The sequence below is a fragment of the Micromonospora sp. NPDC005172 genome (genome assembly GCF_040608555.1).
Lineage (GTDB): Bacteria > Actinomycetota > Actinomycetes > Mycobacteriales > Micromonosporaceae > Micromonospora.
In genome coordinates, this window is sequence record NZ_JBEXIL010000030.1 from 75,758 (window position 1) to 81,780 (window position 6,023).

A 6,023-nucleotide genomic window follows, 5' to 3' on the forward strand; every position below is an offset into this window, starting at 1 on the left:
GCGAACAGGGCAGACACAGTGAGTCGCGAGGAGTGAGCCGGGCTTGCGAGCCCCGCAGTCGCGAACAGGGCAACCCATGACCTTCGCGGTCTGCGCGGACGTCGGCTCGACGTACACCAAGGCGGCCGTGGTGGACCTGGCCGCCGGTGTGCTGGTGGGCGCGGCGGCCGCGCCCACCACGGTGGGCAGCGACGTGCTGCGCGGCCTGGACGCCGCGGTCACGGCGGCCACCGCCGGGCTCGGGGCGCGTGACATGCCGTGGTACGTCTGCTCGTCGGCCGGCGGCGGGTTGCGGCTGGCCGTGATCGGCTACGAGGCCCTCGTGACCGCGCAGGCGGGCCGGCGGGTCGGGTTGTCGGCCGGCGCGCACGTGGTGCACACCGCCGCCGGGCGGCTCGACGCGGCGGCCCTGACCGCGCTGCGGGCGGCCCGTCCGGACGTGGTGCTGCTGGTGGGTGGCACCGACGGCGGCGACGCCGACACGATCTGCCACAACGCGACCCGTCTGGCCCGCGCCCGCTGGCGCACACCCGTCGTCCTGGCCGGCAATGCCGACGTGCGTGCGGAGCTGACCGGGCTGTTGGAGGCCGCCGGGGTGCCGGTGAGCGGCGCGGACAACGTGCTGCCGCGTATCGGGGTCCTCGCGCCGGCGTCGGCGCGCGCGGCGATCCGCGCGGTGTTCCTGCGGCACGTCATCGGCGGTAAACGACTGTCCCGGGGCACCCGTTTCACCCGCCTGGTCCGGGCGGCCACGCCCGACGCGGTCCTGACCGGGGTGGAGGTGCTCGCCGACACCATCGGCGGTGACCTGGCCGTCGTCGACGTGGGTGGGGCCACCACCGACGTGTACTCGGTCCTCACGCCCGACGAGCGGGCCACCGGGCCGGGCCGGGAGGTCGCCGGCAGCCTGTGGCGGGCCCGCACCGTCGAGGGCGATCTGGGCATGCGGTGGAGCGCCCCGGGTGTCGTCCGCGCCGCCGTCGAGGAGCGGCTGCTCACCGACGCCGACGACCTCGGCGAGGCCGCCGCCCGGCGTGCGGCCGACCCGGCCTTCCTGGCCGCCGACGACGTCGAACGGGCCGTGGACGCGCGGATCGCCACCCTGGCGGCGACGGTGGCGCTGCGCCGGCACGCCCGTGGTGTCGCCACCGGCGAGCGGGCCGGGCGGGACCTGCGCGACGTGCGTCTGTTGGTGGGCTCCGGTGGGGTGCTGCGGCACGCGCCCGTCGACGCGTCCGGTCAGGTGTTGGCGGCGGTTCTGGCCGACCACGGGGGCGGGTGGGCGTTGCCCCGTGCGGCCCGGGCGGTCGTGGACGTCGACTACGTGCTGGCCGCCGCCGGGTTGCTCGCCGAGGAGCACCGGGCGGCGGCGCAGGCGTTGCTGCGTCACCATCTGGGCACCCAGTGAGACACGCCGACCCGACACGCCGTGGCGCAACACACGACAGGCCGGGGGTGGGTTGACAGGAGACGGGGTGCAGCACGTACCGTCTTTGAGTCCTACCACGGGAAGCGGCTGTTGTTCGCTTCGTCCCTTCGTCCGCTGGCCGAGCGACTTTTTTCAGCGTCATCGTCGCGGCGGCCAGGTCCAGCGGGCGGGGGTCGGCGGGGCGGCGCGAACCGGCCGCGGTTACCGGTGTACGGGCAGGGTGAGGTGCACGGCCAGTAGACAACGGCCCGGCGGGGGCAGCCAGTCAACCGCCTGGTCGGTCCGAAGGTCGGCGTGCCCCATTCTCGCCCCACCGGCCGGGAAGGGCCTGGGAGCATCGGGGCGCGGCGCAAGCCGCGCCCCGATTTCACCCCACCCCCCACCCCCCACCCCCACCCCCCGGGGCACCCCCGCACCCATCACCTCGCCGATCTTGCAGTTTCTGTTGGTGAGATGGGCCGGAATGCCCCTTGTGTCGGAGCAGAAAGTGCAAGATCGGCGAGGTGGGGTGGGGCCCCGATGGTGGCCGGGTAGCCTTCGGCGGGTGATCGAGGTGAAGCTGCGGTGACGACCCTGGACCGGGACGAGAGCCACGTCCCCACGGTGCTGCGCGAGCCGGTCGCCGCAGGTCGGCCGCTGCCGCTGCGCGTGGCCGCGCCCATGGCCGTCGTCGCCGGGCTGGCCCTGCTGCTGGCGTTCCCTCCCTACGGGGTGTGGCCGCTCGCGCCCGTCGGCGTCGCGTTGCTGGCCGCCGCCGCGCACCGGCGACGGATGCGCGCCGGCGCGGGCCTGGGTTTCCTCACCGGGGTGGCGCTGTTCGCGCCGATGCTGGCCTGGACGAACCTGCACACCGGCTACCTGCCGTGGGTGCTGCTGTCCCTGCTGCAGGCCGGCTACGTGGCGCTGCTCGGCACTGCCACCGCCTGGGTGTCCCCGCTGGCCGACCGTGGCCGCTGGGAGTGGCCGGCGCTGACCGGACTGCTGTGGGTGGGGCAGGAGGCGCTGCGCGACCGCACCCCGTTCGGCGGGTTCCCGTGGGGGCGTCTCGCGTTCAGCCAGGACGACTCGCCGCTGCTGCGCCTGGCCGCCCTCGGCGGCGCGCCGCTGGTCACCTTCGCGGTGGCCCTCACCGGTGGTCTGCTCGTCGCCGCCGTCTGGCGGGGCTGGGCGGCCCGCCACGAGGTCCGGCCCGAGTGGTGGCTGCCGGCTGCCGTACCGGCCGCTGTCGTCGTGGCGGTGGGCGCGGTGAGCCTGCTGGTGCCCGTCGCCGCGGCGGGCGGCGGCAACGCCGTCACCGTGGCGATCGTGCAGGGCAACGTGCCGCGCCTCGGCCTGGACTTCAACGCCCAACGGCAGGCCGTGCTGAACAACCACGTGGACGCCACCCTGGAGCTGGCCGCGCGGGTCGCCGCCGGCGCCGAACGGCAACCCGACCTGGTGGTGTGGCCGGAGAACTCCAGCGACATCGACCCGTTGCGCAACCCCACCGCCGGTGCCCGCATCTCCCAGGCCGCCGACGCGATCCGCGCGCCCATCCTGGTCGGCGCGGTGCTGCTCGGGCCCGGCCCCGGACAGGTCCGCAACGCGGGCATGCTGTGGCAGCCCGGCACCGGCGCCGACATGGCGCAGCTCTACGCGAAACGCCATCCGGTGCCGTTCGCCGAGTACGTGCCGCTGCGGGACATCGCGCGCCGGGTCAGCGACAAGGTCGACCTGATCCGCAGCGACTTCGTGGCCGGCAGCACCCCGGGCGTGGTACGCGCCGGCCCGGCGGTCCTCGGCGACGTGATCTGTTTCGAGGTCGCCTACGACGAGGTGGTCCGCGACACTGTCACCGGCGGCGCGCAGCTGCTGGTGGTGCAGACCAACAACGCCACCTTCAACGAGGCGGAGGCCCGCCAGCAGCTGGCCATGGTGCGACTGCGGGCCGTCGAGCACGGTCGGCCGGCGCTGATGGCCTCCACGGTCGGGGTGTCCGGGTTCGTCGCCCCCGACGGGCGGGTAAGCGATGCCACCGGGTTCAACACCCGGGAGGTCGTGGTGCGGCAGCTACGGCTCGACAGCGGGCGTACGCTCGCCACCCGCCTCGGCTGGTGGCCGGAGGTGGCCCTCGCCGGGCTGGCGGTGGCCGCCCTGGCCGGCGCGGGCGTGCTGCGCCGCCGCCAGCGGGTCGTGCCCGCATAGCAGCAGCCGGTACGCCGGCGGGAGCGGAGGAACCGTGATCCAGGCGACCGACACCATCCGGCGTCCGGACGAGGTGCCCGGCGTGGGCCGCGTCCTCGTGGTGATCCCCACCTACAACGAGGCCGACAACATCGCGGCGATCGTGGGTCGGGTCCGCCGGGCCGCCCCCGCCGTGCGGATCCTCATCGCCGACGACAACAGCCCCGACGGCACCGGCGCGATCGCCGACGCGCTCGCCGACGGCGACCCGCAGGTGCAGGTGCTGCACCGCCGGGGCAAGGAGGGCCTCGGCGCGGCGTACCTCGCGGGGTTCGGGTGGGCGCGTGAGCGCGGCTACCACGCGGTGGTGGAGATGGACGCGGACGGCTCGCACGCCCCGGAGGACCTGCCGGCGCTGCTGGACGCCGCCCGCGACGCCGACGTGGTGATCGGGTCGCGGTGGACCAGCGGTGCGCAGGTGGTGAACTGGCCGCTGCGGCGGCTGCTGCTGTCGCGCTGCGGCAACCTGTACGCGCGTCTCGCGCTGGGCATGCCCGTCTCGGACGCCACCGGCGGCTACCGGGTGTACCGGACCAGCGCCCTGGACGCCATCGACCTGGGGTCGGTGACCTCGCAGGGCTACTCGTTCCAGGTGGAGCTGTCGCGGCTGGCGCACCAGGCGGGGGTGCGGATCGTGGAGGTGCCGATCACGTTCGCCGAGCGGGAGCGCGGCGACAGCAAGATGAGCCCGCGCATCGTCGCCGAGGCGCTGTGGCGGATCACCACGTGGGGTGTGCGGGACCGGCGGCAGGCGGTACGTCGCAGCCTGAACGGCACCCCCACCGGTCAGGTGCGGTGGCCGTGAGCGCGGCCGTGTCATGCTGGATGTGCGGTTCGTGTCGTGCCGCGGGATGGCGATGAGGTGAGATGCGCCGAGGACTGAGGTTCGTGCCGCTGGCCCTGCTGCTGACGGTGGTGCTGGAGCTTGCGGTGTTCGTCGTCGTGGGCCGGGCGGTGGGGTTCGGCGCCGCGGTGCTGCTGGTGTTCGCCGCGTCCCTGCTTGGGCTGGTGCTGCTGCGCCGCGAGGGAATGCGCGCCTGGCGCGGGTTCCGCGCGGCCGCGCAGGCGGGGCAGCCACCGGGACGACAGGTGACCGACGGGCTCGTCGGGCTGGCGGGTGCGTTGCTGCTGGCGATACCCGGCCTGGTCAGCGGCCTGGTCGGGTTGTTGCTGATGGTGCCCCCGGTGCGCCGTCTGGCCCGCGCCGGGGTGCAACGCACCGCCGAGCGGCGGGTGTCGTCGATGGTCGCCGGTGACCTGTTCGGGCCGCGTACGGTCCGGGTGCGTCAGGGTGCCCCGCAGCCGACACCGCGTCCGCAACCGGAGCAGCCGGTGGTCGTCGACGGTGGCCGGGCGATCGAGGGTGAGATCGTCGAGCCGGGTCGCAACTGATCCACCCACACGACGGCGCCCCCGGGGTTTCCCGGGGGCGCCGTGTCGTGCGGGTGCGGCTCAGGCGCGGCCGCGGCGGGTGCGGACCTCCTGGAGCCGCTCGGCGAGGATGTCCTCGAGCTCGGCGATCGAGCGCCGCTCCAGCAGCATGTCCCAGTGGGTACGCGGCGGCTTGGCCTTCTTCTGCTCCGGCTCATTGCCGTCGACGAGTCGGGCGACGCTGCCGTCGAACTTGCATTCCCAGGTCGTCGGGACCTCGGCGTCGACGGCGAACGGCACCTCGAACTGGTGGCCCTTGGCGCACAGGTACTCGCGGGTCTGACGCGGCGCGAGCTCCGTGTTGCGGTCGGATTCGTAGCTGACCGCGCCCAGCCGGCTTCCGCGCAGCATACGCTCGCCCATGATCGACTCCCTCGTTCGTGGTGCTGGTCTTCTGGGTGTAACGGCGCGTTCCCGTCGCCCCATTCCCGCCCGAGGGCGTGAGGCGTCCACGGGCGGGCCGGAACCAAGGGTAGCCGGCCGGGACCGGGACGCCACGGCGGTGGCGTGTCGTGACTGCCACCGGGGATGTTAACGGCCCGGATGTGGTCAAGGTTGCGGCGGTGTCGCACCCGGGTCGGAAGCGTGCGGCGGTGTCGCACCCGGGTCGGCAGCGCCCGCCGCGGCGGGGGCGGCGGCGCCGAGGCGGGCCAGCGCCAGCGCCAGATCGCTGACCTGGTCACCGAGCTGCGCCACCCGCCGCTGGGCGACGTCCCGGTCGGCCTCGGCGGCGTCGAGTCGTACCGTCAGGGTGGCGAGCCGGCCCTCGGCGGTGGCCGCAGCCTGCCGGGCGGCGGTGAGGTCGGCGGTGAGAGCGTCGCGTTGCGTGGTCGCGGCGGTCACCTCCGCGCGCAGCCGGGCGGCCAGCTCGGCGGCCTCCTGCCGGGCGTCGTCGGCCTCGGCGGCGGCGACCTGGGCCCGGTCCCGGGCGCGTTCGGCC

The 6,023-nt window shown here is 74.9% G+C and carries 5 protein-coding genes and 1 pseudogene; 4 read left to right on the forward strand and 2 right to left on the reverse strand.

What is annotated here, in order from left to right:
• Window positions 1–76: 76 nt before the first annotated feature.
• The 4 genes from ABZV06_RS20850 (at window position 77) to ABZV06_RS20865 (ending at window position 5,044) form a co-directional block, all read left to right on the forward strand.
• Complete coding sequence (locus ABZV06_RS20850) at window positions 77–1,408, forward strand: glutamate mutase L (RefSeq protein ID WP_355623473.1); 1,332 nt, start codon at window positions 77–79, stop codon at window positions 1,406–1,408.
• A 624-nt stretch (window positions 1,409–2,032) separates the two neighbouring features.
• Window positions 2,033–3,613: an apolipoprotein N-acyltransferase gene (lnt, locus tag ABZV06_RS20855; RefSeq protein WP_355623481.1), complete on the forward strand. Its 1,581-nt coding sequence runs from the start codon at window positions 2,033–2,035 to the stop codon at window positions 3,611–3,613.
• Window positions 3,614–3,647: 34 nt separating this feature from the next.
• Window positions 3,648–4,457 carry a polyprenol monophosphomannose synthase gene (locus ABZV06_RS20860; protein WP_355244890.1) on the forward strand — a complete coding sequence of 270 codons (810 nt, stop codon included), beginning with the start codon at window positions 3,648–3,650 and terminating at the stop codon, window positions 4,455–4,457.
• Between the two features lie 62 nt (window positions 4,458–4,519).
• Complete coding sequence (locus ABZV06_RS20865; RefSeq protein ID WP_355244887.1) at window positions 4,520–5,044, forward strand: FxsA family protein; 525 nt, start codon at window positions 4,520–4,522, stop codon at window positions 5,042–5,044.
• A 60-nt stretch (window positions 5,045–5,104) separates the two neighbouring features.
• Here ABZV06_RS20865 and ABZV06_RS20870 read toward each other — a convergent pair whose 3' ends face one another.
• Together ABZV06_RS20870 and ABZV06_RS20875 are read right to left on the reverse strand one after the other, a co-directional pair.
• Complete coding sequence (locus ABZV06_RS20870; RefSeq protein ID WP_007460094.1) at window positions 5,105–5,446, reverse strand: RNA polymerase-binding protein RbpA; 342 nt, start codon at window positions 5,444–5,446, stop codon at window positions 5,105–5,107.
• Between the two features lie 186 nt (window positions 5,447–5,632).
• A pseudogene (locus ABZV06_RS20875) lies at window positions 5,633–6,023 on the reverse strand (hypothetical protein); the annotation flags it as partial.

Coding starts and splice junctions, on each gene's coding strand:
- ABZV06_RS20850 (WP_355623473.1), top strand. CDS start 77: ATGACCTTCGCGGTCTGCGCGGACGTCGGCTCGACGTACACCAAGGCG.
- ABZV06_RS20870 (WP_007460094.1), bottom strand. CDS start 5,446: ATGGGCGAGCGTATGCTGCGCGGAAGCCGGCTGGGCGCGGTCAGCTAC.
- ABZV06_RS20865 (WP_355244887.1), top strand. CDS start 4,520: ATGCGCCGAGGACTGAGGTTCGTGCCGCTGGCCCTGCTGCTGACGGTG.